This window comes from Crossiella sp. CA198, assembly GCF_052078295.1.
Taxonomy (GTDB): domain Bacteria; phylum Actinomycetota; class Actinomycetes; order Mycobacteriales; family Pseudonocardiaceae; genus Crossiella.
On sequence record NZ_JBQJIM010000002.1, the window covers coordinates 182,186 to 203,705 of the forward strand.

Annotated in this window: 21 protein-coding genes and 1 tRNA gene; 4 read left to right on the forward strand and 18 right to left on the reverse strand. The window is 71.2% G+C overall.

What is annotated here, in order from left to right:
- Positions 1-156 precede the first annotated feature (156 nt).
- From ACTOWY_RS03370 to ACTOWY_RS03380, 3 genes are read left to right on the forward strand one after another with little or no spacing between them, the layout of a single operon-like run.
- On the forward strand, positions 157-1,440 hold the full coding sequence (locus ACTOWY_RS03370) for a class I SAM-dependent methyltransferase (RefSeq protein WP_441308124.1): 1,284 nt from the start codon (positions 157-159) through the stop codon (positions 1,438-1,440).
- Positions 1,437-2,225 (forward strand): DUF1295 domain-containing protein, encoded by a 789-nt coding sequence (locus ACTOWY_RS03375; protein ID WP_441308125.1) that lies wholly within the window; start codon positions 1,437-1,439, stop codon positions 2,223-2,225. The genes ACTOWY_RS03370 and ACTOWY_RS03375 overlap by 4 nt, the downstream gene beginning before the upstream one ends.
- Positions 2,226-2,237: 12 nt before the next feature.
- Positions 2,238-2,696, forward strand: coding sequence for a peroxiredoxin (locus tag ACTOWY_RS03380; protein ID WP_185002279.1), 459 nt, complete (start codon positions 2,238-2,240; stop codon positions 2,694-2,696).
- Position 2,697: 1 nt separating this feature from the next.
- Here ACTOWY_RS03380 and ACTOWY_RS03385 read toward each other — a convergent pair whose 3' ends face one another.
- The 14 genes from ACTOWY_RS03385 to dnaG all read right to left on the reverse strand — a co-directional run bounded on the left by ACTOWY_RS03385 (position 2,698) and on the right by dnaG (position 17,334).
- Positions 2,698-3,963, reverse strand: coding sequence for a class I SAM-dependent methyltransferase (locus tag ACTOWY_RS03385; RefSeq protein ID WP_441308126.1), 1,266 nt, complete (start codon positions 3,961-3,963; stop codon positions 2,698-2,700).
- Positions 3,960-4,688, reverse strand: a complete 729-nt coding sequence (locus tag ACTOWY_RS03390) for a DUF1365 domain-containing protein (protein ID WP_441308390.1) — start codon at positions 4,686-4,688, stop codon at positions 3,960-3,962. Before ACTOWY_RS03390 ends, ACTOWY_RS03385 begins: the two co-directional genes overlap by 4 nt.
- Positions 4,682-5,944: an NAD(P)/FAD-dependent oxidoreductase gene (locus ACTOWY_RS03395; protein ID WP_441308127.1), complete on the reverse strand. Its 1,263-nt coding sequence runs from the start codon at positions 5,942-5,944 to the stop codon at positions 4,682-4,684. The genes ACTOWY_RS03390 and ACTOWY_RS03395 overlap by 7 nt, the downstream gene beginning before the upstream one ends.
- Positions 5,941-6,645, reverse strand: coding sequence for an alpha/beta hydrolase (locus ACTOWY_RS03400; RefSeq protein ID WP_441308128.1), 705 nt, complete (start codon positions 6,643-6,645; stop codon positions 5,941-5,943). Before ACTOWY_RS03400 ends, ACTOWY_RS03395 begins: the two co-directional genes overlap by 4 nt.
- An 82-nt stretch (positions 6,646-6,727) precedes the next feature.
- Entirely contained in the window at positions 6,728-9,361 is a 2,634-nt protein-coding gene (locus tag ACTOWY_RS03405; protein ID WP_441308129.1) for a PEP/pyruvate-binding domain-containing protein, read from the reverse strand.
- The gene (locus ACTOWY_RS03410) at positions 9,348-9,836 is read right to left on the reverse strand and encodes a MarR family winged helix-turn-helix transcriptional regulator (RefSeq protein ID WP_441308130.1); all 489 of its coding nucleotides are present in this window, start codon (positions 9,834-9,836) and stop codon (positions 9,348-9,350) included. The genes ACTOWY_RS03405 and ACTOWY_RS03410 overlap by 14 nt, the downstream gene beginning before the upstream one ends.
- Positions 9,837-9,945: 109 nt before the next feature.
- On the reverse strand, positions 9,946-11,103 hold the full coding sequence (locus ACTOWY_RS03415; RefSeq protein ID WP_441308131.1) for a trypsin-like serine protease: 1,158 nt from the start codon (positions 11,101-11,103) through the stop codon (positions 9,946-9,948).
- Between the two features lie 197 nt (positions 11,104-11,300).
- Positions 11,301-11,939 carry a hypothetical protein gene (locus ACTOWY_RS03420; RefSeq protein ID WP_441308132.1) on the reverse strand — a complete coding sequence of 213 codons (639 nt, stop codon included), beginning with the start codon at positions 11,937-11,939 and terminating at the stop codon, positions 11,301-11,303.
- Positions 11,940-12,168: 229 nt separating this feature from the next.
- A complete protein-coding gene (gene cpt / locus ACTOWY_RS03425) occupies positions 12,169-12,705 on the reverse strand; it encodes a chloramphenicol phosphotransferase CPT (protein WP_441308133.1) in 537 nt (178 codons plus the stop codon).
- 176 nt (positions 12,706-12,881) lie between these two features.
- Positions 12,882-12,954, reverse strand: a tRNA-Asn gene (locus tag ACTOWY_RS03430).
- Between the two features lie 381 nt (positions 12,955-13,335).
- Entirely contained in the window at positions 13,336-14,034 is a 699-nt protein-coding gene (locus ACTOWY_RS03435; protein WP_441308134.1) for an MOSC domain-containing protein, read from the reverse strand.
- Positions 14,031-14,792 carry a trans-aconitate 2-methyltransferase gene (locus ACTOWY_RS03440; RefSeq protein WP_441308135.1) on the reverse strand — a complete coding sequence of 254 codons (762 nt, stop codon included), beginning with the start codon at positions 14,790-14,792 and terminating at the stop codon, positions 14,031-14,033. Before ACTOWY_RS03440 ends, ACTOWY_RS03435 begins: the two co-directional genes overlap by 4 nt.
- A gap of 100 nt (positions 14,793-14,892) precedes the next feature.
- Positions 14,893-15,438: a hypothetical protein gene (locus ACTOWY_RS03445; protein ID WP_441308136.1), complete on the reverse strand. Its 546-nt coding sequence runs from the start codon at positions 15,436-15,438 to the stop codon at positions 14,893-14,895.
- Positions 15,439-17,334 (reverse strand): DNA primase, encoded by a 1,896-nt coding sequence (gene dnaG, locus ACTOWY_RS03450; RefSeq protein WP_441308137.1) that lies wholly within the window; start codon positions 17,332-17,334, stop codon positions 15,439-15,441.
- A gap of 34 nt (positions 17,335-17,368) precedes the next feature.
- On the opposite strand from dnaG, the gene ACTOWY_RS03455 reads away from it, so the two are divergent.
- A complete protein-coding gene (locus ACTOWY_RS03455) occupies positions 17,369-18,295 on the forward strand; it encodes a sigma-70 family RNA polymerase sigma factor (protein WP_441308138.1) in 927 nt (308 codons plus the stop codon).
- Here ACTOWY_RS03455 and ACTOWY_RS03460 read toward each other — a convergent pair.
- The 4 genes from ACTOWY_RS03460 to ACTOWY_RS03475 all read right to left on the reverse strand — a co-directional run bounded on the left by ACTOWY_RS03460 (position 18,276) and on the right by ACTOWY_RS03475 (position 21,187).
- The gene (locus ACTOWY_RS03460) at positions 18,276-18,899 is read right to left on the reverse strand and encodes a carboxymuconolactone decarboxylase family protein (RefSeq protein WP_441308139.1); all 624 of its coding nucleotides are present in this window, start codon (positions 18,897-18,899) and stop codon (positions 18,276-18,278) included. The genes ACTOWY_RS03455 and ACTOWY_RS03460 overlap by 20 nt on opposite strands.
- A gap of 96 nt (positions 18,900-18,995) precedes the next feature.
- A complete protein-coding gene (locus tag ACTOWY_RS03465; protein ID WP_441308140.1) occupies positions 18,996-19,205 on the reverse strand; it encodes a hypothetical protein in 210 nt (69 codons plus the stop codon).
- Positions 19,206-19,248: 43 nt separating this feature from the next.
- On the reverse strand, positions 19,249-20,517 hold the full coding sequence (locus tag ACTOWY_RS03470) for a deoxyguanosinetriphosphate triphosphohydrolase (RefSeq protein WP_441308141.1): 1,269 nt from the start codon (positions 20,515-20,517) through the stop codon (positions 19,249-19,251).
- Positions 20,504-21,187 carry a YdcF family protein gene (locus ACTOWY_RS03475; protein WP_441308142.1) on the reverse strand — a complete coding sequence of 228 codons (684 nt, stop codon included), beginning with the start codon at positions 21,185-21,187 and terminating at the stop codon, positions 20,504-20,506. Before ACTOWY_RS03475 ends, ACTOWY_RS03470 begins: the two co-directional genes overlap by 14 nt.
- Positions 21,188-21,520: the final 333 nt, after the last annotated feature.

Sequence of the window (21,520 nt, forward strand, 5' to 3'; positions counted from 1 at the left end):
CCGCCCCCGCCCCCCGTCGCGAACCCGGCACACTCCGCCCACCCCTGGCAAGTGACCCACGCCACACCGCGCACCCCGATCCGAACCCCCGCCACGCACGAACCCCCTGCAGTCCCCCCGGTCCCGCCGCGGGGTCCTGAGTGGAGGTGCAACGGCATGCCGGAGGTGGCCGCAACGCTGGGCAGGCTGGTGGAGGACATGCTGGGAGCGGGGTTGCCGGTGCGGGTTCGGGGGTGGGACGGGAGTGAGGTGGGGCCGTCCGAGGGGCCGGTGGTGGTGTTGCGGTCGCCGGTCGGGGTGCGGCGGTTGGTGTGGGATCCGAGCGAGCTGGGGTTCGCGCGGGCTTTTGTGGCCGGGGAGATCGAGGTGGAGGGCGATCTCTACGAGGCGTTGCGGCGGGTATGGGCGTTCGCGCGGGAGCGGGGGCGGCCTCGGGTGGGGTGGCGGCAGCGGGGGCGGGCGGTGCGGGTGGCGGCTCGGCTGGGAGTGCTGGGGTGGCGGCCTGCGGCGCCCGCGGAGGAGGCGCGGTTGCGGGGGCGGGTGCACACGCGGGGGCGGGATCGGGCGGCGATCGCGCATCACTACGACCTGGGGAACGAGTTCTACGAGGCGTTGCTGGAACCGCACATGGCCTACTCCTGCGGGTACTGGACCTCGGGCGAGGCGGACTACACGCACACCGACGCGCAGCGGGACAAGCTCGACCTGGTCTGCCGGAAACTGGGGCTGCGGCAGGGAATGCGGTTCCTGGACGTGGGGTGCGGGTGGGGGTCGCTGATCCTGTTCGCGGCCGAGCACTACGGGGTGCGGGCCACCGGGATCACGCTGTCGGCGCGGCAGGGTGAGTTCGTGCGGCGGCGGATCGCCGAGCGCGGGCTGGGCGACCTCGTCGAGGTGCGGGTGCAGGACTACCGGGAGCTGGCCGGGGAGCCGTTCGACGCGGTGGCCTCGATCGAGATGGGTGAGCACGTGGGCGCGGTGAACTACCCGGCCTACACCGCCACCCTGTTCCGGATGGTCAAGGCCGAGGGACGGCTGCTGTTGCAGCAGATGTCCCGCGGCGCGGTGGCGCCGGGCGGTGGCGCGTTCATCGAGGGCTACGTGGCGCCGGACATGACCATGCGGCCGGTCGGGCAGACCGTGGACGCGCTGGAGCAGGCCGGGTTCGAGGTGCGGGACGTGCACGCGTTGCGCGAGCACTACGTCCGATCGGTGCTCGCCTGGGCCGGCACCCTGGCACAACACTGGGACGAGTTCACGCGACTGGCCGGCGTCGGGCAGGCGCGGGTGTGGCGGCTCTACCTGGCAGGCGGGGCGCTGGCCTTCGCGGAGAACCGGATGGGCGTGGACCAGATCCTCGCGGTGCGGCCCACCGCCTCGGGGGTCAGCGGAATGCCGGATACCCGGGAGCACCTGCTGGGCGCGAGGATGCCCGGATGAACCCGGTGCCGCTCAACCTCTTGGTTTCCCTGGGCACCCTGCTCGTGCTGCTGGCCGTGACCTTCCTGATCTCGGTGACCCGGCGGCGTTACGACATCATCGACGTCTTCTGGGGCGCCGGGTTCGCCGCGGTCGCGCTGGTCAGCTTCGGACTCTCCGCCGGGCACGGGGTGCTGTGGCAACGGGCGCTGATCACCGCGCTGACCGTGCTGTGGGGGTTGCGGCTGGCCTGGCACATCCTGCGCCGCAACCACGGTCAGCCCGAGGACAAGCGCTACGTCGAACTGATGGCGGCGGCCAAGGGAAACCCGTTGGCGCACCTGGTGAAGCGGGTCTACCTGCCGCAGGGCGCGGTGCTGTGGTTCGTCTCGCTGCCGGTCCAGATCGGACAGTACGCCGAGCCCGTCCTCATCCCGCTGACCGTGCTCGGCGTTGTGCTGTGGGCGATCGGGTTCGCCTTCGAGGCGGTCGGGGACGCCCAGCTCAAGCGGTTCAAGGCCGATCCGGCCAACCAGGGCCGGGTCATGGACTCGGGGCTGTGGCGCTACACCAGGCACCCCAACTACTTCGGTGACGCCGCGCTCTGGTGGGGCCTGTACCTGCTGGCCTGCCAGAGCTGGCCAGGGGCAGCCACCGTGCTGTCCCCGGTGCTGATGACCTACGTTCTCACCAGGCGCACGGGCAAGGCGCTGCTGGAGCGCCACCTGCTGGTCTCCCGGCCGGGATACCGCGATTACCTCCGGCGGACCAGCGGGTTCTTCCCGTTGCCGCCCAAGAAGCACTGAGGAAGGAACGTCATGCGCGTCGGAGACCTCGTCGATGAGTTCGAGCTGCCCGACCAGGACGGCAAGCCCCGCACACTGAGCGGACTGCTCGCCGACGGTCCGGTGGTGCTGTTCTTCTACCCGGCCGCGATGACCTCCGGCTGCACCGCGGAGAGCTGCCACTTCCGGGACCTGGCCGCGGAGTTCGCCGCGGTCGGCGCGCAGCGGGTGGGCATCAGCGCGGACCCGGTGGACAAGCAGCGCCAATTCGCCGAGACCAACTCCTTCGACTACCCGCTGCTGTCCGATGTGGACCGGACGGTGGCCAAAAAGTTCGACGTGGCCAGGCGATTCGGCCCGCTCGCGGTCAAGCGGCACACCTTCGTGATCGGCCAGGACCGCCGGATCATCGCCGTGATCAAGAGCGAGCTGCGGATGAGCGTGCACGCGGACGACGCTCTGGCCGCCCTCCGCGCGCACGCCCAGTCCTGAGCTATCCCTTGCGGGACAAGGCGATCTGCCACACGTTGAGGTAGCCGGAGCGGAACCCGGCCTCGGAGTAGGCCAGGTAGAACTCCCACATCCGGCGGAACGTGCGGTCGAAGCCGAGCTGTTCGACGCGGGGCCAGTTCGCCAGGAACCGCTCCCGCCACAGCCGCAGGGTCTGCGCGTAGTGCGGACCCAGCGGCCTGCGGCCCGCGCCGGTCAGCTCGGTGTCCTCGCGCACGTTGCGCCCGATCGACTCCAGCGACGGGCAGATGCCGCCGGGGAAGATGTACTTGTGGATCCAGCTGTAACTGTCCGCGGTGGCCAGCATCCGGTCATGCGGCATGGTGATCGCCTGGATCGCCACCCGCCCGCCGGGCCGGGTCAGCCTGTTCAGCGTGCTGAAGTACTCCGGCCAGAACTCCCGGCCGACCGCCTCGATCATCTCCACGCTGACCACCGCGTCGTAACCGCCCCGCGCCTCCCGGTAGTCCTGCAGCCGCACGGTGATCCGCTCGCTCAGCCCGGCCGCGGCGATCCGCTGCTCGGCGAGCTGCTTCTGCTCCGGTGAGATGGTCAGCGAGGTGACCTGGGCGCCGCGCTCGGCGGCCCGGATCGCCAGCGCGCCCCAGCCGGTGCCGATCTCCAGCAACCGGGTGCCCTGACCGACTCCGGCATAATCCAGGATGCCGTCGATCTTGCGCAGCTGGGCCTGTTCCAGGTCCGCGCCGTCCGCGGCGAACCAGGCCGCGGAGTAGGTTATGCTGGGGTCCAGGAACAGGCTGAACAGCTCGTTCGACAGGTCGTAGTGCCGGTGAATATTCTCCCGGGCGCCGTGCACGGTGTTCTTCTCCGCGGCGGGCTGGGTGCGTTCCACCCAGCGCCGCAACGCCTGCAGTGGTTTCGGGATCAGCCGGGACATCCGGGCGGCGAACGGGGTGAGCAGGTCGGCCAGCTCGGAGGCGGTCCAGTCGCCGACCATGTAGGACTCGCCGAAGCCGATCTTGGCGTCCGCGCCGAGCCGGTGGAAGAAGTCGCGCGGCCGCAGCACGCGCATGACCGGGGTGCCCGGTCCGCCGGCGCCGAGGCGTTCGCCGCCTGCCAGCAGCACCCGCACCGGCAGATCGCGCACCGCGTGCCGGAACAGGCGTTCGGCCACCCACGCGCGCAGCGGCGAGTCGGGCGCGGTGGCCAGGCCGGGCCAGCGTTGCTCGGCCGGGCGCGGTAGTCCACGTCCGGCCGTCGCGGCAGGACCAGCGGATAGTGTCGTCACTGGATGCCCTCCTGAGGAACGTGCGCGTGTCGGCGAACCACGGGTACCCGGCGTAGCCACAACGCTATGCCGTGCAACCGGATCAGCGCGCTCACCCGATAGGTGAGCAGCGGGCGCCGCAGCAGCAGGCTGGCCAGCGCACCGGGGGTGACCGGTCGCCGCCGACCGCGCAGGGATGCCACGAACGGGGGTTTGTCCTGCTGGCGCAACGTGATCGTCACCGCCACGCGTTCCCCCGGCGGGCTGATCCGCATCTGGTAGCGGCCGCCCATGGCCAGGAACGGGGACACGTAGAACTCCTTGTCCACCTGGACCCGTCCGTCCTCGTCGGGGTGCAGCACGTAACAGTGTCGTTCGCCGTAGGTGTTGTGCACCTCGGCCAGCACGCATTCCAGTCCACCGTCCGGGCGGTGGCACCAGAAGACGCTGATCGGGTTGAACACGTGCCCGAGCAGGCGAGCGTTCGCCATCATCACAACCCGGCCCCCGCGCAGGTCTATTCCGCGCGTGGCCAGGAAGTTCGCCACATTGGCCCGGATCGTCCGCTCGGGTGAGCCCAGGTGGTCGCGGGCCTCGAACCGGGCGAAGGGCCGCAGCCACCAGGGCAGCCGGGGCAGCTCGTCCAGGTCGACCAGCCACAGGTACACCTTGTGCCGCAACACCCGGCGTATCCGCTCCCGGCGCACGTGCGTCACCTCGGCGTCATACAGCGCGGCGTTCACCAGGTCACGCCCAGCGCCCGCGCGGCCCGCACCCCCGCGGCGCAGCCGTCCTCGTGGAAGCCCCAGCCGTGGTAGGCCCCGGCGAACGCGGTGACCTCGGTGTTCAGCTCGGGCAAACGTTGTTGCGCGGCAACGGACTCCGGCGTGTACACCGGGTGCTCGTAGACCATCTTGGCCAGCACCGCGTGCGCCGGGATCCGGTCGGTGGCGTTGAGGGTGACCACGTAGTCCAGTGGTTCGGCCAGCCGCATCAGCCGGTTCATGTGGTAGCTGACCAGCACCGGTCCGCCGTCGGGCGAGCAGGCCGGTTTGCGGTAGTTCCAGGCGGCCCTGGCCCCGGCCGCGCGGGGCAGCACCGAGGGGTCGGTGTGCAGCCAGGTCTCGTTGCGGGAGTAGCGGAACGCGCCCAGCACGGCCTGTTCGGCCGCGGTCGGCTCGGCCAGCAGCGCCAGGGCCTGATCGGCGTGAGTGGCCAGCACGACCTTGTCCACCGCGTGCAGCTCATCGTCCTCGCCGCGGACCAGCACGCCGTCCGCGCCGCGGTGCACCGCGCGCACCGGGGTGGCGGTGTGCACGGCGGCCAGGTTCTTCGCCGCGCGCTCCACATAGGACCGGGAGCCGCCGGTGACGGTGCGCCACTGGTGACTGCCGCCGACGGAGAGCAGGCCGTGGTTGCGCAGGAACTCGAACAGGTAGCGCGCCGGGTACTGGCGGCTCAGCTCCGGTCCGGCCGACCACACCGCGGAGACCACCGGCAGCATGAAGTGGTCGGTGAAGTAACGCGAGTAGCCGCCGATGGCCAGGAACGCGCCCAGGGTGACATCCCAGGCATCCGGATCGGCCAGCAGCCGCCGGGCGTGCCGGTGGAAGCGGGTGACCTCGCCGAGCAGCCGCAGGTAGCGCGGGTTGCCGAGGTTGCCGGGCTGGGCGAACAGACCGGGCAGCCGCCGCGCGCCCGCGTACTCCAGTCCGCAGCCCTCGCAGGCCACGCTCATCGACATCTCCGCGGCCTGGGTGGCCACCTCGAGTTCGCCGAAGAGTTTGAGCAGGTACGGGTAGGTGTGCTCGTTGTGCACGATGAACCCGCTGTCGATGGCGGCCAGCCTGCCGTCCGGGGTGAGCACGTCATGGGTGTGCGCGTGCCCGCCGAGCCGGGCCTCCTGCTCGAACAGGGTGACCTCGTAGCGACGTTGCAGCAGGTAGGCGGCGGTGAGTCCGGCCACGCCGGCGCCGATCACGGCGACCTTGGGCCGGTTCACGCCCGCACCCCCGCCAGCGGCACCCGCAGCCCGTCGGGCGCGGGCAGGGCGAAGGCCCTGGCCAGTTCGCTGTCCCAGGGCCCGATGCCGAGCACCCCGAAGACGAACCGGCGGACCAGCGCGGTCCACTCGGCGGCCCGGCGCAGCATGGCGTGGTTGTCGCCGTGCACGTCGAAGCGGCACACCCGCTCGGTGATCTGGCGGGCGTGCACCGCGTAGCGGTAGGAGAGCCCGGGGTCGGTCCAGCGTTCCCGGTCGCCGTGCGCGATGAGCACGGTGGTCCCGGCGAGCTGCTCGACCGGCTCGCCCGCGGGCAGCCAGGGTGCGAGCGCGGCGACCCCGCGGACCGCGTCGTCCCCGGCCACCCGGAGCGCGGCCCGCCCGCCCATCGAGTGCCCGACCAGCACCACCGGCACCCCTGGATGTTGACGTCTGGCCTGGTCCAGGGCCCAGCGGGCGTCCTGGACCGGGTCGAGGTCGGGGGCGTTCCAGCCGCGGAAGCGGTAGCGCAGCAGCCAGACCAGCAGGCCGTGCCGCCGGCCCGCGCGGTGCAGTTCCTTGGCGAAGGGCAGCATTCGCAGGTAGGTCAGGCGGCCCCGGTGCGGGCGGCCGTGGCTGTGCTCACGGCCGCCGTGCAACAGGACCACCAGCGCGCGCGGCGCCGGCACTGGCCATTCCCGCAGGCGCGGAGTTCGGGGCATCGGACCTCACCTGAACCGGGGGTGTCATCGGGTACCGGGAGTTCGTCTCCAGGCACCGATCGGTTCTCCGGTGAGGTCCAGATCACACTTCCTCGACAGTGACCTGACCGCTGGAGCCGTTGACCGTGACCCGCTGCCCGGTGCTGATCCGTTCGGTCGCCCCGGACACCCCGACCACGGCCGGGATGCCGTACTCGCGAGCGACCACCGCTCCGTGCGAGTTGGGCCCGCCCATCTCCATCACCAGGCCGCCCGCGGTGAGGAACAGCGGGGTCCAGCCGGGGTCGGTGGAGGGGGCGATGAGGATCTCGCCGGGTTCCAGGTGCGCGCCGGTCGGGTCCATGACCACCCTGGCGATGCCGGTGACCGACCCGGCGGAGGCGGCGGTGCCGGTGAGCGCGCCCTCGACCTGCTCGGTGTTGGCCAGCGCCTCGGCCTCGGGCTCGGCGCCGTCGGAGAGCAGGATCCGCGGCAGGTGCTTGCGCCGCAGCTCCCGCTGGTGCTCGGCCCGCCGGTGCGTGATCAGCTCGCGGTGGTCGGCGCCGTCGAGTGCGGCCCTGACCTCCTTGGTGTCCAGGAAGAACACGTCCTCGGCCGTGCTGAGCTGCCCACGCGCGGCGAGTTCCTCGCCGAGCAGCCGCAACTGGGCGCGCATCCGGGCCAGGGTCAGCACCAGCAGGTACTTGGGCAGCTCACGCAATCCGGCGATGCCGCGCACCCGGTCCAGTGCGAACCGCAGCAGCTTCCCGCGCAGCCTGCTGCGCCTGCTCACCCTGGCGACGAGGTCGGCGGCCTTGGCCTCGGCTTCGGTGGCGGCGCGGGCGAACTGGGCGTCCGCGGCCAGGTCGGGGTGCTCGGCACGCAGGTAGTTGGCCAGCACGCCGAGCACGTGCGTGGGGTCCTCCGACCAGCGCGGCACCCCGAGGTCGATCTCGGCCACCGCCCGATGTCCGTACCTGGCCAGGAAATCGGTCAGTCCACTGTGGATTGTCGCGGGCAGCAGACCGACCCGGAAGCGGATGAGCAGGTCCTCCTTGGGCGTGTCCAGCAGTTCGCGGGCAGCCGCCTTGTCCGCGCGGATGGCGGTGGCCAGTCGCCACAGCTCCAGGTCCATCTCGGTGGTCGGGTTGTGCGGGATGCCGCTGAGCACCATCCGCAGCTCCTCCGCGCCGCCGTCCTTGCCCAGCAACTTCCCGGCCAGCGCGAGCAGCACGAACCCGGCGGGGATCAGCGGCATGATCCGGGCGACCCGGGGGCCGGTGACCTCCGGCATGGCCGTCTCGACGAAGGCCAGCCGCTGGGCGTGGGTAAGCCCGTCGGAGACGGTGAGCAGGCGGTCGATCTCGGCGGTGATGCGGTCTGCCTTGTTCCGCGCCCTGGCCGGATCGCGCAACGCGCCGAGCACGGTGACCGGGGCGTGCGTGCGGCGCCCGAACCTGGCGATAGTGCGCAGGAACGGCCACGGCGACTTCTGGGTGACGCTGAGCCGCTCGTCCTGGAACAGATCCCGGAGCACCTGGGCTGACCTCGCCTCCATCAGGTCGAGCATTCTGGGCGCGATCGCGCGGCCGACCCTGCTGCGCACGATCGGGGTGATGTCGAAGAACAACCGCCCGGCCGAGACGGCCAGCAGCGGCGGCCCGGCCACCGGATCGGGCACCCGCAGGCCGACCGCGGCGCTGATCCCGCCGGTGGCCAGCCGCAGCCCGGCCACCCCGGCCGGGGTGATCGGCCGGTACACGCCCTGGGCGACGCTGCCGTTGAAGAACACCCGCAGACCCGGTTTGTCGGTGTGCGGCAACGGGAACAGCGTGGTGATCGGCCGGGACTGGGTCAGCCACAGCGTGCCGTGGCCGTCGATGGCCCACTCGGTGTCCTGCGGCGCCCCGTAGTGCTGCTGCACCCGGCGGCCCAGCATGGCCAGATCGCGGAGCTGGACCGGGGTCAGGCAGGGCTCGCCGTCGGCCGCGGCGCGGGTGCTGTGCTCGGTGCCGCCACCGGCCTTGCCGCGGATGACCAGCAGCTTGTCGCCGAGGCGGCTCTGCTTGATCGCGCCGGTGTGCCCGTCGAGCACGAAGTGGTCCGGGTTGACCGAACCGGACACCACGGCCTCACCCAGCCCTGGGCTGGCATCCACCACGATCTCCTCGCGGTGGCCGGTGACCGGGTTGGCGGTGAACATGACCCCGGCGACCTCGGCGGCCACCATCCGCTGCACCACCACGGCCAGCCGCACGGTGGCGTGCTCGATCTCGTTGGTCTCCCGGTAGCTGACCGCGCGGTCGGTCCACAGCGAGGCCCAGCAGCGGCGGACCGCGTCCAGCAGCGCGTCCGCGCCGACCACGTTGAGGTAGGTGTCCTGCTGCCCGGCGAAACTGGCGAAGGGCAGGTCCTCAGCGGTGGCCGAGGAGCGGACCGCGACCGGTTCGTCCCGGCCGAGCCGGGCGTAGGCGTCGGTGATCAGCCCGACCAGTCCGGCGGGCACCGGCGCGGTGCGGATCAGCTCCCGCGCCGCGGCCGGGTCCTGCGCCGCGGTGCTCAGCTCCAGCGGATCGGCCACCGCCCGGTAGGCGTGCGTGGTGAGCACGAACCCCGGCGGCACCGGCAGGTCCGCGCCGATCATCTCCCCCAGATTGGCCGCCTTGCCGCCGACCAGTTCCCCCGCGCCGGCCCTGACCTCGTTCAGGTCAAGGACAACCGGCTCACCTGTGTTCATCCCCGTGCCTCCTCGCCGCATCGGCCAGCAGCGTCATCGCCTCGCGGACGGTGCGCTGCTCTGTTTCGGAGAGGTAGGTCATCAGCCGCAACTGGCCCTCGGCCCGGCTCCGGGCGACGCCGAGCAGGAACCCCGCGCCCGCCTCGGTCAGGCCGATCCGCTTGGCGCGCCGGTCGCTCTCGTCCTCGCGCCGGTGGATCAGCCCGCGCTGGGCGAGCTGGTCGAGCAGCCTGCTGGTCGCCGAGACCGAGCGCCCGATGCGTTCGGCCAGCTCGCGCACTGTCGGCTCGCTCCCCCGGTCGAGCGTGAACAGCGTGGCGATCTGCACCAGCTGGAGGTCGGCGCCGCCGGTGCTCCGGCTCAGGTTGATCAGCATCTCGCCGATCAGCTCCCGCCGGATGACCCCCAGCTCCTCGACCAGCCGGTCCCGCTCCGTCGCGCTGATGACATCCTCCAAACCCTTGCGTGCACGCAACTAATGCACTGGCGCAACGGTAGCGCGGAGTCCAGCAGCAAGTCAACAGGTGTTGAATAAAAAGCGGTGGGACGGGGCCGCAACCCCGTCCCACCTGGCAGAACGCCGACTACCGGGTAACCGTGAGGGCGAACTCGGCGCTGCCGGTCTTGCCGTTGGAGGTGCCGGTGATCTTGAGTGGATAGCTGCCGGCCGGGGTGTTGAAGCCGGTCCAGATGAAGGCGGTGGAGCTGCCGCCGGAGCTGACCGTGGCCGGGGAGAAGAACACGCTGGTCCCGGCGGGCGCGCCACTGGCGGTCAGCGTGGTCTGGCCACCACCGGTGACGGTGATCTTGGTCTGCAGGAAGCCGCCGGGCCGGGCGCTGCCGCTCGCCGGGGAGAGCGCGAGCTTGATGTCCCCCGGCGGGGGTTCCTGGCCGCCTTCGAGCTGCACCTTGACCCAGTCACCCATGTCGTTGTTGAGCCGGCCGTAGACGGAGTACCAGCGGAAGTCGCTGCGGCTCCAGGAGGCGACGCCGACCACCTTGCCGTCCACGGTCAGCGGTCCGCCGCTGTCTCCCTGCAGGATGGTGATCTTGCCGTCCGGGTAGCCGGAGCAGATCATGGTGGCCTCGCGGAACCCGGCGCCGACCCCGTTGCAGTTGCTGCCCTCGACGATGGGCAGCTCGAACTTGTGCAGCTCGACGTTGCGGGTGTTGTCGTTGTGGTCCTTCTTGCCGTAGCCCAGGCCCAGGCCGGCCTTGCCGGGGGCGTGCAGGCCGGTGTCGGCGGAGGTGGCGACCTTGGCGTAGGCGCCGCCGGGCACCGGGATGTCGTCGGCGACGGTGACCACCGCGACGTCATAGCCCTGGTCGAAGTTCACGTACTTGGGATGCTTCTTGTACTCCAGCACCTTGGTGCGGAACCCACCACTGGCGTTGAGGTCGTCCAGCCCGTACAGGAAGGACTTCTCACCGGCGGCGTCCGCGCAGTGCGCCGCGGAGAGGATCTTGCGCGCGGCGATCACCGAGCCGGTGCAGGTCTGCCCCTGCGGCCGGGGCCCGCCTTCACGCAGTCCGCCGATCATGAAGGGATAGTCCTTGACCGAGGCCCGCTGCCCGCCGATGGACAGCGTGCCGGGTCCGGCCGGGGGTGCCTGGGCGAGGTCGGTGGGCGCCACAGCACGCCCGCCGGGCTCCTGCTCCGCCAGCGCGAGGCCGGGTAGCAGGGGCACGGCGAGCGCGGTGACCGTCAGGGCGATCAAGCTCGCCCTCCGGGTGATGTTCACGGTGTTCCTCCCGCGAGGTGGTGGCGGTCGGCAGGGAAATCGGCCGCTGCCAGCACCTTCCGGGCGAGCGAGGTCGCCGGACAATCCGGGGGAACATCCGTAGGGGTACGCGATTTTTGCCGCGGCACCCGGGGTGCGGCGGGTCCGCCGAGCCCCCTGGGGCGGACTCGGCGGAGGACCCCGTCGCCGCGAACCGGCTAGGCGATGGCCTGCCAGATGGTGCTGAAGTTGGCCAGCGCCCCCGCCACCGAGGCGTCCAGTCGCTTCGGGGAGGCGTTGGCGCGCAACCGGAACAACTTGCCCCGGCGCACGTCCAGGATGGCCGCCCGCCCACCGGGCAGGATCTCCGCGAGCTGCCGCTCGACCATCCACAGTGGAATGTTGGCCGCGGCCTGGGTCAGCTCGGGCTTCTTCAGGTAGAGCATGACCGCGTGCGGCCGCGGATCAGCGCCGAGCGTGAGCCCGAGGTGCGGACTGATCCCAACCTCGCCGTCGCTGCCCCGCCACACCGAGCCGCCGACCGGAACCAGCGCGGGCCGTGCCTTCGCCAACCATGTCAGAAATCCCCCTCGTAGTTCTTGGAAATGCGCCGACTTAGCCGGATCGTCAATCCGCCGCACCACTGAATCCAGCACTTCCCCCGGTTCTTCACTGGCCAGTGCGCGCTTTACCCCATTGACCATCGGCTCGTAGTAGAACCACGGCCGAGCAGCCTCGTCGAGATACATCCGCCGAAGATTCTCCACCGTCCTGGTCTGCAACCCCGGACCACTGACCACGAAGTCGATGATCGCCCCAAGCTTCACCTGGGGAACCTCGGTCTCCGCTGCCGTCATCCACCACCTCCAGTAGCTCTGACCTGCATCTTCCGTGCCTGTCGAACTACTGCTAACCCTATCGGCGCCCCCCGACAATCCCGGCCCCTCAGCACCCCTCAGCCCCATTTACCTCCGCAAACTTCCACACCCAAAGATTGCCCCCACAAATCACCCCGACAACCCCCGTGTCAACCCCCATTTCCCGCCAAAGCCCACCCCCACCTCACTCCAAAAAACAACCCCACCCTCAACGCCGAACCCGAGCCGCGATAACCCGCGCACACGCCACCGACTCCACCCCCACGGTGTCCACCTCAAGGTCGTACACCACTCCCCGGTGCACCAAATCAGCCTGCGCCGCCGCCATCCCGGCGATCCGATCCCCCCGAGCCAGCTCCCGCCCCGCGGCCACCTCGGCCGAACACCGCACCCCCACCCACAACACCTCAAGCCCCGCCAGTGCGGCCCCCCACCGCCGCTGCCCGTCCCCACCCCCGAGCAACACCTCGTCAACGATCACCCGAGCCCCCGCCCGCACCATGGCCGCGATCCCCACGGCCCAGGTGTCCTCCAGCGCCCGGAACCCCGCCCCCACCACAACCTGCCCATCCGCCCCGAACTCCACCCCACCCGAGGCCCCCCGCAGCGACCCCGGCAACAGTTCGATGAACGTGTCCACCCCCACCAGCAACCAGGGCTCCGGCAACACGGCCTGCAAACACCGCGCGATCCCGGACTTCCCCGAACTCGACCCACCATTGAGCACAATCACCTGCGTCGCCATGCCGGCAACCTACGAACCCAGCCCGCACCCGGCATCCCAGTTTCCGGGCCACCACACCGAAAACCCCGGACGGATCCTCCGGACCGTCACAGTCGACCAAGAGGGCTCACGTCAGCCACCCCGGCCGACCTACCCCAAGAAAGCAAACAACCCCAGGCCACTGGCCTGGGGTGAAGCTCCTCCGGTTGGACTCGAACCAACAACCCTGCGATTAACAGTCGCATGCTCTGCCAGTTGAGCTACGGAGGACTGGCATGTGTCCGGCGGTGCCTGACGGGTAATACCTTAGCGCACCCCGCGGAGCGGTTTTCACCACCCCCCTTCCCAGGGATCTTCGCCCCGCGAACCTGGGTGTTCACGCAGGTCAAGAAGAGGAGGAGTCATGATCAGGTTCGCCCTTGGGGTTGCTGTGGGGTACGTGCTGGGGACTCGGGCGGGACGGGAGCGGTACGACGATCTGGTCCGGACGTACCACCGGTTGGTGGGCCACCCGGCCGTGCAAGGCGCGGCGGGGGCGGTGCGGGCCAAGATCGACGAGCGGCTGGGGCGGACGAGTCCGCGGGCCGGAGTGCGGGATGAGGGGACCGTGCGGGCGGGGCAGGGTGACAAGCTCGTGACCGAGGTGGATCGTCAGCGGGCCAGCACCGGATCTCCCTCGGCCGCGAAGCCGGCCTCGACCACCCGGGCGTAGACGCCGAAGGTCAGGTCGTGCCCGGCGAGGGCGGGCAGCAGCCGGGGGATCTCGGGCAGATCCCCTTGCGCCTGACCGACCATGACGCAGCGGACGGCGCCGCCCAGCACCTCCAGGGTGGTGCCGCCGATGCGGAGCCTGTGACCGGTCCAGTCGTCCTCGGGACGTCCGTCGCCGGGGGTGTCGAGCACGATGTTCGCCCGGGTGCGGGTCCAGGCCAGGTCGGGGCGGTCCAGACGGGCAGCCAGCCAGCGCAGGCTCGCGGTGGTCACCAGGTGCACGGCGCTGGCGTCCAGGTGCGGGATGTCCGCCTCCGGGGTCAGCGTGACCGGCTCGCCGACCAGGGTGGACACGGCCGCGTCCAGGGCGGGGTCGCCTGCCTTGTGTTCGGCGCCGTCGGGCAGGGTGACGATCGGTTCGGCCAGGCCGTGCAGCCGGGCGGACAGCTCGAGCAGGTGGGGTAGCCGGGTGAACCGGCGGGTGTTCTTGCCGGAGCCGAATTTGCCTGCCGCGGTGCGCACCGCCCACCAGCGGTCCCCGGTCACGCCGCGGTCGTCGAACTCCAGCCGGTCGAGCTGTTCGCCGCGCAGTGACTTGACCGGGTAGCGAGCCAGCGCGACCACCCGTGCGAGGGTCATTTCTTGTGGCCCACGGCGAAGATCCGGCGCATCGGGAACCAGGTGAGGTCCTCGCCGTGCGCGGGGTAGGCGGCGCGCAGCCGGGGGGCCAGTTCGGCGGTGAACTCCGGCCAGCGGGTCTCGTCCAAGGCAGCGCGGACCGGGCGCAGGGCGGTGCCGCTGATCCAGTTCAGCACCGGGTCGGCGCCACGCAGCTCGTGCAGGTAGGTGGTCTCCCACACGTCGGCGGCGAAGCCGGCCGCGGCGAGCACGCCCGCGTACACCTCGGGCCGGGGCACCGCGTCCACCGGGCGGAACGTGCCGCCCAGGGTGTCCCGCCAGGCCGGGCTTTCGGCGATGCCGCGCGGGATGGTGTGGCTGGGCTCGGCGAAGTTGCCCGGCACCTGGAAGGCGAACCAGGCGCCGGCGGGCAGGCGGTCCAGCCAGGCTGGCAGCAGGTCGAGGTGGCCGTTGACCCACTGCAGCACGGCGTTGCAGATCACCACGTCGGCGTCCGGATCGGGCTGCCAGTCCCGCACGTCGGTGAGCGCGGCGTCGATCCCGGCGGCCCTGGCGGCCTCGACCATCTCGGCCGAGGAGTCCAGCGCGGTGATCTTCGCCGCGGGCCAGCGGTGGGACAGCACCGGGGTCAGCTGACCGGGACCGCAGCCCAGGTCGACGACCTGGCGGGGGTCGGTGGCGCCGACCCTGGCGAGCAGGTCGTGGAACGGGCGTTCGCGGTGGCCGGCGAAGGCCAGGTAGGTAGTCGGATCCCACATGCGGCAACCTCCAGCACGCTTAGCAAACCGTACGTACGTACTTTATAGCGCGAGTGGTGTGGCCGGAAGGGGGTGCGGGTGTGTTCCGGCAGGTGTTGTCCTAGAAGGCGTTGGCCTGGGCCTCGCGGAGTTTGCGGGCCACGTCCGCGGCCAGCGCGCGCACCGCGGCCTCGTCCGTGCCGGGGTCGGCGCGCACCTGGAGCTGCACGCCGTCGCGGCCGGGGATCTTGCGCTGGACGAACCAGGCGCCGCCGCCGGGCAGCTCGTGCCGGTGGGTGGACCGGATCGAGCCGGTGACCCTGGCGTGCACCACATCGGGCAGCTTGGCCGGCTGGGCCAGCGGGTAGCGCCGCGGCGGCAGGTCGGCCAGCAGCACTGCCTCGCCCGCGGCACCCTGCTCGGCGGCCTCGGTCACCACCAGCACGTCGTTGCCCCACACCGCCTTGCTGACCAGGTGCCAGGAGATCCGCCGCTGCTCCTCGTCCTCGGCCACGACCAGCGCGTAGGAGGTCGCCACCAGGTGCCCACCGCCGGCCAGCTCGGCCACGGCCATGATCCGTTCCTCCCCGGTGAGCGGCACCCGCACGCCCTCGGGCAGCCGGACGCCGCCGGTGATCTTCTCGGTGAAGCGTCGCCACCAGCTCATCTACACGCCACCCGCCTGTTCCCGAAGTCCCTTGTGGTACTGCTCCATGGCCACCAGGTCGCCGAAGAGCGCGCGGTACTCCTCCCCCGCGGTGACCGGGGAGATCCGTTGCAGCCTGGACTTGATGTCGGCGATCTGCCTGGCCACCAGGCTGGCCTGCATGTTGGCGATCAAGCCGAGCACGTAGCGGTCCTCGGCCGACCTGGTGCGCAGCGGCTCCACCGCCAGCTCGGTCACCAGCGAGCGCACCACCGAGTGCTTGCATCGCTGCCCGACCGCGTCCACGAACGTCGCCCCGGAGAGTCCGCAGGAGGTCCCACCCGCGGCCAGGATGGACCGGTGCAGTTCCAGGTAGGCGGGGTGGGTGAAGGCGTCCTCGGAGATCGAGTCGTAGGCCGGGCCCGCGATGCCGGGCAGTTGGATCGCCGCCTTGAGCACCTCGCGCTGCGAGTGCAACTGCGGGTCCTTCGGCGACGGCCTGCTCGGCCCGTCCACCTCCACGGCCAGCGCGCTCTGGTTCGGGTCCACCGGGCGGCGGCGCAGGGGCTTGTCCGGGGCGGCCTTGCCGCCCGAGATCTCCCGGATCCGGCGTAGCACCCCGGGGGTGTCGTCCCAGCCGACCCAGCCGGCCAGTTGCCGCCCGTACTCGTCCCGGAGGGATTCCTCCTTGATCTGGGCGACCAGCGGAACCGTGCGGCGCAATGCCTCCACCCGGCCCTCCGCGGTGTCCAGGTCGTGTTCGGCGAGCAGGGTGCGGATGGCGAAGGCGAACAGCGGCTGCCGCCGGGCGACCAGGTCCCGCACAGCCACATCGCCCTTGTCCTGGCGGAGTTCGCAGGGATCCATGCCGTCCGGGGCGATCGCGATGAAGGTCTGCGCGGCGAACTTCTGCTCGTCGTCGAAGGCCTTGAGCGCGGCCTTCTGACCGGCCGCGTCGCCGTCGAAGGTGAAGATCACCTCACCGCGGAAGGCGTCGTCGTCCATCAGCAGCCTGCGCAGCACCGAGATGTGGTCGGCGCCGAAGGCGGTGCCGCAGGAGGCGACCGCGGTGGGCACCTCGGACAGGTGCATGGCCATCACGTCGGTGTAGCCCTCGACCACCACCACCTGGCGGCGACGGGCGATCTCCCGTTTGGCCAGGTCGATGCCGAAGAGCACGTGCGACTTCTTGAAGATCGGGGTCTCGCTGGTGTTGACGTACTTGGCCTCGATCGGGTCGTCCGGGAAGATCCGGCGCGCGCCGAAGCCGACCACCTCGCCGCCCAGGTCCTTCAGCGGCCACAGCAGCCTGCGGTGGAACCGGTCGATCGGGCCCTGCCGGCCTTCCTTGGCCAGTCCGGACTTGTACAGCTCGTCCATCTCGAAGCCGCGGCCGATGAGGTGTTTGGTCAGCCGGTCCCAGCCCGCGGGGGCGAAGCCGCAGCCGAAACGGTCCGCGGCGGCCTGGTCGAAGCCGCGTTCGGCGAGGAACTCGCGTGCCTTGACCGCTTCCGGGGTGTGCAGCTGTTCCATGTAGAACTGGCTGGCGGCCTTGTGCGCCTCCAGCATCCGGGTCTTGGTGCCCCGGTCGCGCTGCACGGTCGCGCCGCCGCCGGTGTAGGTGAGCCGGTAGCCGATGCCGTCGGCCAGCCGCTCCACCGCCTCGACGAAGCCGATGTGCTCGTACTGTTGGATGAACTGGATGACGTCGCCACCGACGCCGCAGCCGAAGCAGTGGAAGGTGCCCTTGCTGGGCCGCACGTTGAATGACGCGGTCTTCTCATCGTGAAATGGGCACAGCCCTTTCAGCGTGCCACCACCGGCTCGGCCCAGGTTGACGTACTCGCCGACCACGATGTCGATCCGGCAGCGATCACGGACCTCGGCTATGTCGCTGTCCCGGATTCGTCCTGCCACGAGGGCAAGTCTAGGAGTACGTCAGGATGGACGTGTGACCGTCAGCGACGAGACCCTGGCCACGGTGTTCAGCGAGCACCGCGGGCACCTCATCGGGGTCGCCTACCGCATCACCGGGACCAGGGCCGACGCCGAGGACGCGGTGCAGGACGCCTGGCTGCGACTGGCCGGGCAGAGCACCGCGGCCCGGGCGGAGATCCGCGATCTGCGGGGCTGGCTGACCACGGTGGTGGGGCGGATCTGCCTGGACCGGCTCAAGTCGGCCAGCGCCCAGCGGGAGCGCTACGTCGGTTCCTGGCTGCCGGAGCCGGTGGTGCGGCCGCTGACCACCCAGCCGAGTGAGGATCCCCTCGACGTCGCGGTGCGCGAGGACGGCGTGCGGATGGCGGCCATGGTGGTGCTGCACGAGCTGAGCCCGGAGCAGCGGGTGGCGTTCGTGCTGCACGACGCGTGCGGGGTGCCGTTCCCGGAGATCGCCACCGTGCTGGGCACGACTCCGGCGGCGGCCAGGCAGCTGGCTTCCCGGGCACGGCGCGCGGTGAGCGAGGCGGACGCGCCGCCACGGATCGAGCTGGCCGAGCAGCGGGCGGTGCTCGAACGGTTCACCGCGGCGCTGGCCAGCGGCGATATGGACGAGTTGCTGAAGGTGCTGCACCCGGACGTGGTGGTCATCGGCGATTCCGGTGGCAAGGCGAGCACCGCGCGGCGGCCGGTGTTCGGTGCGGACAAGGTCGCCCGCTTCGCCTTCGGCCTGCTGAACAAGTACGGGGCGGACTCGGTGTTCACCGGCATGACCCCGATGCTGGTCAACGGCGACCTGGGCTTCCTGGCCCAGACCGACGGCGACGACGAGCACCGCCCGGTGGACCGCCGCGTGGTCACGCTGGCGGTCCGGGACGGGCGGATCGTGGCGATCTATGACGTGGTGAACCCGGAGAAGCTCACGAACGTTCCTTGGTGACCTCGGCCGGGGTGACCGGCGTGGCGGCGGGCCTGGCGACCGGCAGCGGCACCCGGCAGGCCTCGCCGGAGGTGAAGCCCTGATCGACGATGCCGAGCGCGTCGTTGAACCGGGCCCGCTGGTTCTCCACCGTGATCAGGTATGTGAGTTCGACCAATCCCTTGTCCCCCAGGCGTTCCCGGAGTTCGGCGACCTGCTCGTCGGTGACCCGCACCGGCGTGGCGGTGATCGCGTCGGCGTAGCCGATGGCGAGTTTCTCGGTCTCGGTGAACCGCGGCGAGTCGGCGTAGGCGTGGATCTCCTGGAGCCGCTCGATGTCCAGGCCCTTGTGCCGCTGCAGCATGGTGCCGAAGTCCACGCACCAGGAACAGCCGAGTTCGGTGGCGACCCGGTAGACCACCAGGTCGGCCAGGTTGTCCGGCAGGTGCTTGGCGGCGCGCTCCACCGCGGTCTCGGCGAGGGCGGCCGCGATCATCAGGCCCCGGTGGTGGGCCAGGACCGCGAACGGCTCGGGCACCGCGCCGAAGCGCCGTTTCGCGTAGCCGTACATGCGCCGGATGAGCCAGCCTGCCTGGTCGACGGTGCGGGCGGGAATGCGTGGCATGGCGATCTCCCCGTGGGTCGGTGACGCTGACCCACGGTGGACGACCAGCCCGCTCCCGCTGTGACAAACCGCCGGTCAACGGCGGTCCGCCACTGGTCAGCGCCGCGGGTCGGGCAGCGTCACGTGCTGCGCGGGCGCGGGCGGCTCAGCCGCGGCGGCGCCGCTGAGCGGGCCGGGCGGATGCGGCCGCCGGGGCTCGCGCACCCCGGCGCCACCCGGATCGTCCCGACGCCGGGGCGGGGCGCCGGCGGGCACCTTGCGCCGTAATGGCCGGAACACCGCACGCACTAGCTCTCGAAGTCCCATGACCTCGAGTAAACCAGAAATCGTCAACGTAGGTTGACGCCGTTCAGGTGGCCAGCCGCCGGTGCCAGCTCACCGCCTGCGCGTCGGTGAGCAGCGCGACCTGGTCGATGACCACCCGCAGCCGCTCCGCGTCGTCCCCGGCGGCCGACCACGCGGGCCGGAACGCGGGGTCGAGTGCCTCCGGCGCGCGCAGGCACAACGCCTCGGTGAGCTGGGTGATCAGCTCCCGTTGCCGGATCTGCACGGCCAGCCGTTCCGGATCGCTCATCACGTATCGCAGCGCGACCGCCTTGAGCAGGGCGACCTCGGCGGCGACCGGCGGCAGCACGACCAGGTCGGCCTCGTAGCGACGCAGTGGCCCGGCGCCGTGGGCCTTGCGGGTGCCGGTGACCGCGGCGGAGGCGAAGCGCCCGACCAGTTCGCTGGTGAGCTGTTTCAGCGCGACCTGGTCGGCCAGGGTGCCGTCGTAGTCGTGCCGGGCGAGCAGGGCCACCGCGGGCAACCGCAGCAGTCCGTCGGCGGCGGCCTCGATCGCCTCCACGGGTTCGTGGCTGAAGTGCGCGGCGGCCAGCGCGGCGATGACGTGCCGTTCGGCCGGACTGCCCAGCGCGCGCAGCGAGATGCGTCCGGCGAGCACCCCGTCCTCCACGTCGTGCACCGAGTAGGCGACGTCGTCGGACCAGTCCATCACCTGGGCTTCCAGGCATCGCGCGTCGGCTGGGGCGCCCTGCCGGAGCCAGCCGAAGACCGGGAGGTCGTCGGCGTAGACCCCGAACTTGACGGTGCCTTCCCGCCTCGGCCACGGGTATTTGGTCGCGGCGTCCAGCGCGGCCCTGGTCAGGTTGAGCCCGTACTGGCGCCCGTCCGGTCCCAGTGCCTTGGGTTCGAGCCGGGTGAGGATGCGCAGGGTTTGCGCGTTGCCCTCGAACCCGCCGCAGGGCCCGGCCAGCGCGTTGAGGGCGCGTTCGCCGTTGTGCCCGAACGGCGGGTGGCCGATGTCGTGGGCCAGTCCGGCTAGGTCGACGATGTCGGGATCGCAGCCCAGTTCCCCGCCGATGCCCCGCCCGATCTGGGCGACCTCCAGGGAATGGGTGAGCCGGGTGCGCGGCACATCCCCCTCCCCTGGCCCGACCACCTGGGTCTTGCCGGCCAGGCGGCGCAGTGCGGCCGAGTGCAGCACCCGGGCCCGGTCCCGGGCGAAGGGCGTGCGGGCTTCGGTCTCGGCTTCGGCCAGTGCGCCGTGCTTGGCGGGTTCGGGCAGCAGCCGCGCGGTGTCGTGCGCGGAGTAGCCATGCGGTTCAGCCGAGACCATTGTCAGCCAGGTGGGTGGAGGTGTGGGTGAGCCGGTAGTAGAGCACGCCCGCGGTCTCCCGCAGGATGTAGCGCAGCTGGGTCTCCCTGGTCTGCACGATGGGTCCGCGCCGGGTCGGCGAGGCCCAGGCGGCGAGCCCGGTGTCCCCGGCCATGGTGCGGGCCCGCAACGAGTGCCAGGGATCGCTGACGATGACCGCGCTGTGCCAGCCGCGTTTCTCCGCCTCCCTGGCCACGGCCTGCAGGCTGCCGAGGGTGTCGGCGCCCTCGTTGACCGCGACCACCTTGTCCTTGGGAATGGCCTTCTTCGCCGTGCCGGACTTGGTCTCATCGCCCACCAGCCACCGCTGCCCCGCCTCGGCCTCGGTGTAGGTGTCGCCAAGCCCGCGCCCGCCCACGGTCACCACGGTCCTGGCCACCCCACGCTCGAAGAGCTGCTGGGCATGCGCCAGCCGCGCCTCCAGCACATCGGAGGGCCGCCCGCCGTACTGCGCGGCGCCCAGCACCACGGCGATGTCCGCGGTGGACCGGTCGTCCAGCCGAGCGACCTGCCACACCCGGAAGGCGGTGCCACCGACGATCAGCAAGGGCAGCAGCACAATCCCGGCCAGCACGCGCCGCAACAGCCGTGCCGTCGCCCGCCGGCCGGTGGTGGGTGCGTGTCCAGTCATGCCGCAATGCTGTCACGAACTCGGCCAAGATCGAGTTCCGGTCACCGCCGAATTCCCGTTTTGTCGGCCCCCACCGGTAAAATGGAAATCGGGGGGTTTCCCCGCGCGCACGTGTTGTGCGCCGGGCCGGTTGGCCGGGTGTGGCGGGGGCGTGGAATACCCGGTCGAGGGGACCTGGGATTGGGTTCGTACCGGCGGTACCGACCTAAGCATGATCAACAGATCGCGGTCGGCACTGATCAGGCCGAGCCGGAGCCCCGAACATCGGGCAGGACCGCCTCGCCTCGGCCGGCACCGCTCACCACCGCCGATCAGCCCTCGCGGCGGCCGGTC

What these genes read in the sequence shown, in the direction of transcription:
- ACTOWY_RS03475 (WP_441308142.1), bottom strand. Translation starts at nt 21,187, where the DNA reads ATGACTGGACACGCACCCACCACCGGCCGGCGGGCGACGGCACGGCTG.
- ACTOWY_RS03405 (WP_441308129.1), bottom strand. Translation starts at nt 9,361, where the DNA reads ATGAACACAGGTGAGCCGGTTGTCCTTGACCTGAACGAGGTCAGGGCC.
- ACTOWY_RS03440 (WP_441308135.1), bottom strand. Translation starts at nt 14,792, where the DNA reads ATGTGGGATCCGACTACCTACCTGGCCTTCGCCGGCCACCGCGAACGC.
- ACTOWY_RS03435 (WP_441308134.1), bottom strand. Translation starts at nt 14,034, where the DNA reads ATGACCCTCGCACGGGTGGTCGCGCTGGCTCGCTACCCGGTCAAGTCA.
- ACTOWY_RS03445 (WP_441308136.1), bottom strand. Translation starts at nt 15,438, where the DNA reads ATGAGCTGGTGGCGACGCTTCACCGAGAAGATCACCGGCGGCGTCCGG.
- ACTOWY_RS03460 (WP_441308139.1), bottom strand. Translation starts at nt 18,899, where the DNA reads ATGCCACGCATTCCCGCCCGCACCGTCGACCAGGCAGGCTGGCTCATC.
- ACTOWY_RS03370 (WP_441308124.1), top strand. Translation starts at nt 157, where the DNA reads ATGCCGGAGGTGGCCGCAACGCTGGGCAGGCTGGTGGAGGACATGCTG.
- ACTOWY_RS03420 (WP_441308132.1), bottom strand. Translation starts at nt 11,939, where the DNA reads ATGACGGCAGCGGAGACCGAGGTTCCCCAGGTGAAGCTTGGGGCGATC.
- ACTOWY_RS03380 (WP_185002279.1), top strand. Translation starts at nt 2,238, where the DNA reads ATGCGCGTCGGAGACCTCGTCGATGAGTTCGAGCTGCCCGACCAGGAC.
- cpt (WP_441308133.1), bottom strand. Translation starts at nt 12,705, where the DNA reads ATGGCGACGCAGGTGATTGTGCTCAATGGTGGGTCGAGTTCGGGGAAG.
- ACTOWY_RS03400 (WP_441308128.1), bottom strand. Translation starts at nt 6,645, where the DNA reads ATGCCCCGAACTCCGCGCCTGCGGGAATGGCCAGTGCCGGCGCCGCGC.
- ACTOWY_RS03465 (WP_441308140.1), bottom strand. Translation starts at nt 19,205, where the DNA reads ATGGGACTTCGAGAGCTAGTGCGTGCGGTGTTCCGGCCATTACGGCGC.
- ACTOWY_RS03375 (WP_441308125.1), top strand. Translation starts at nt 1,437, where the DNA reads ATGAACCCGGTGCCGCTCAACCTCTTGGTTTCCCTGGGCACCCTGCTC.
- ACTOWY_RS03470 (WP_441308141.1), bottom strand. Translation starts at nt 20,517, where the DNA reads ATGGTCTCGGCTGAACCGCATGGCTACTCCGCGCACGACACCGCGCGG.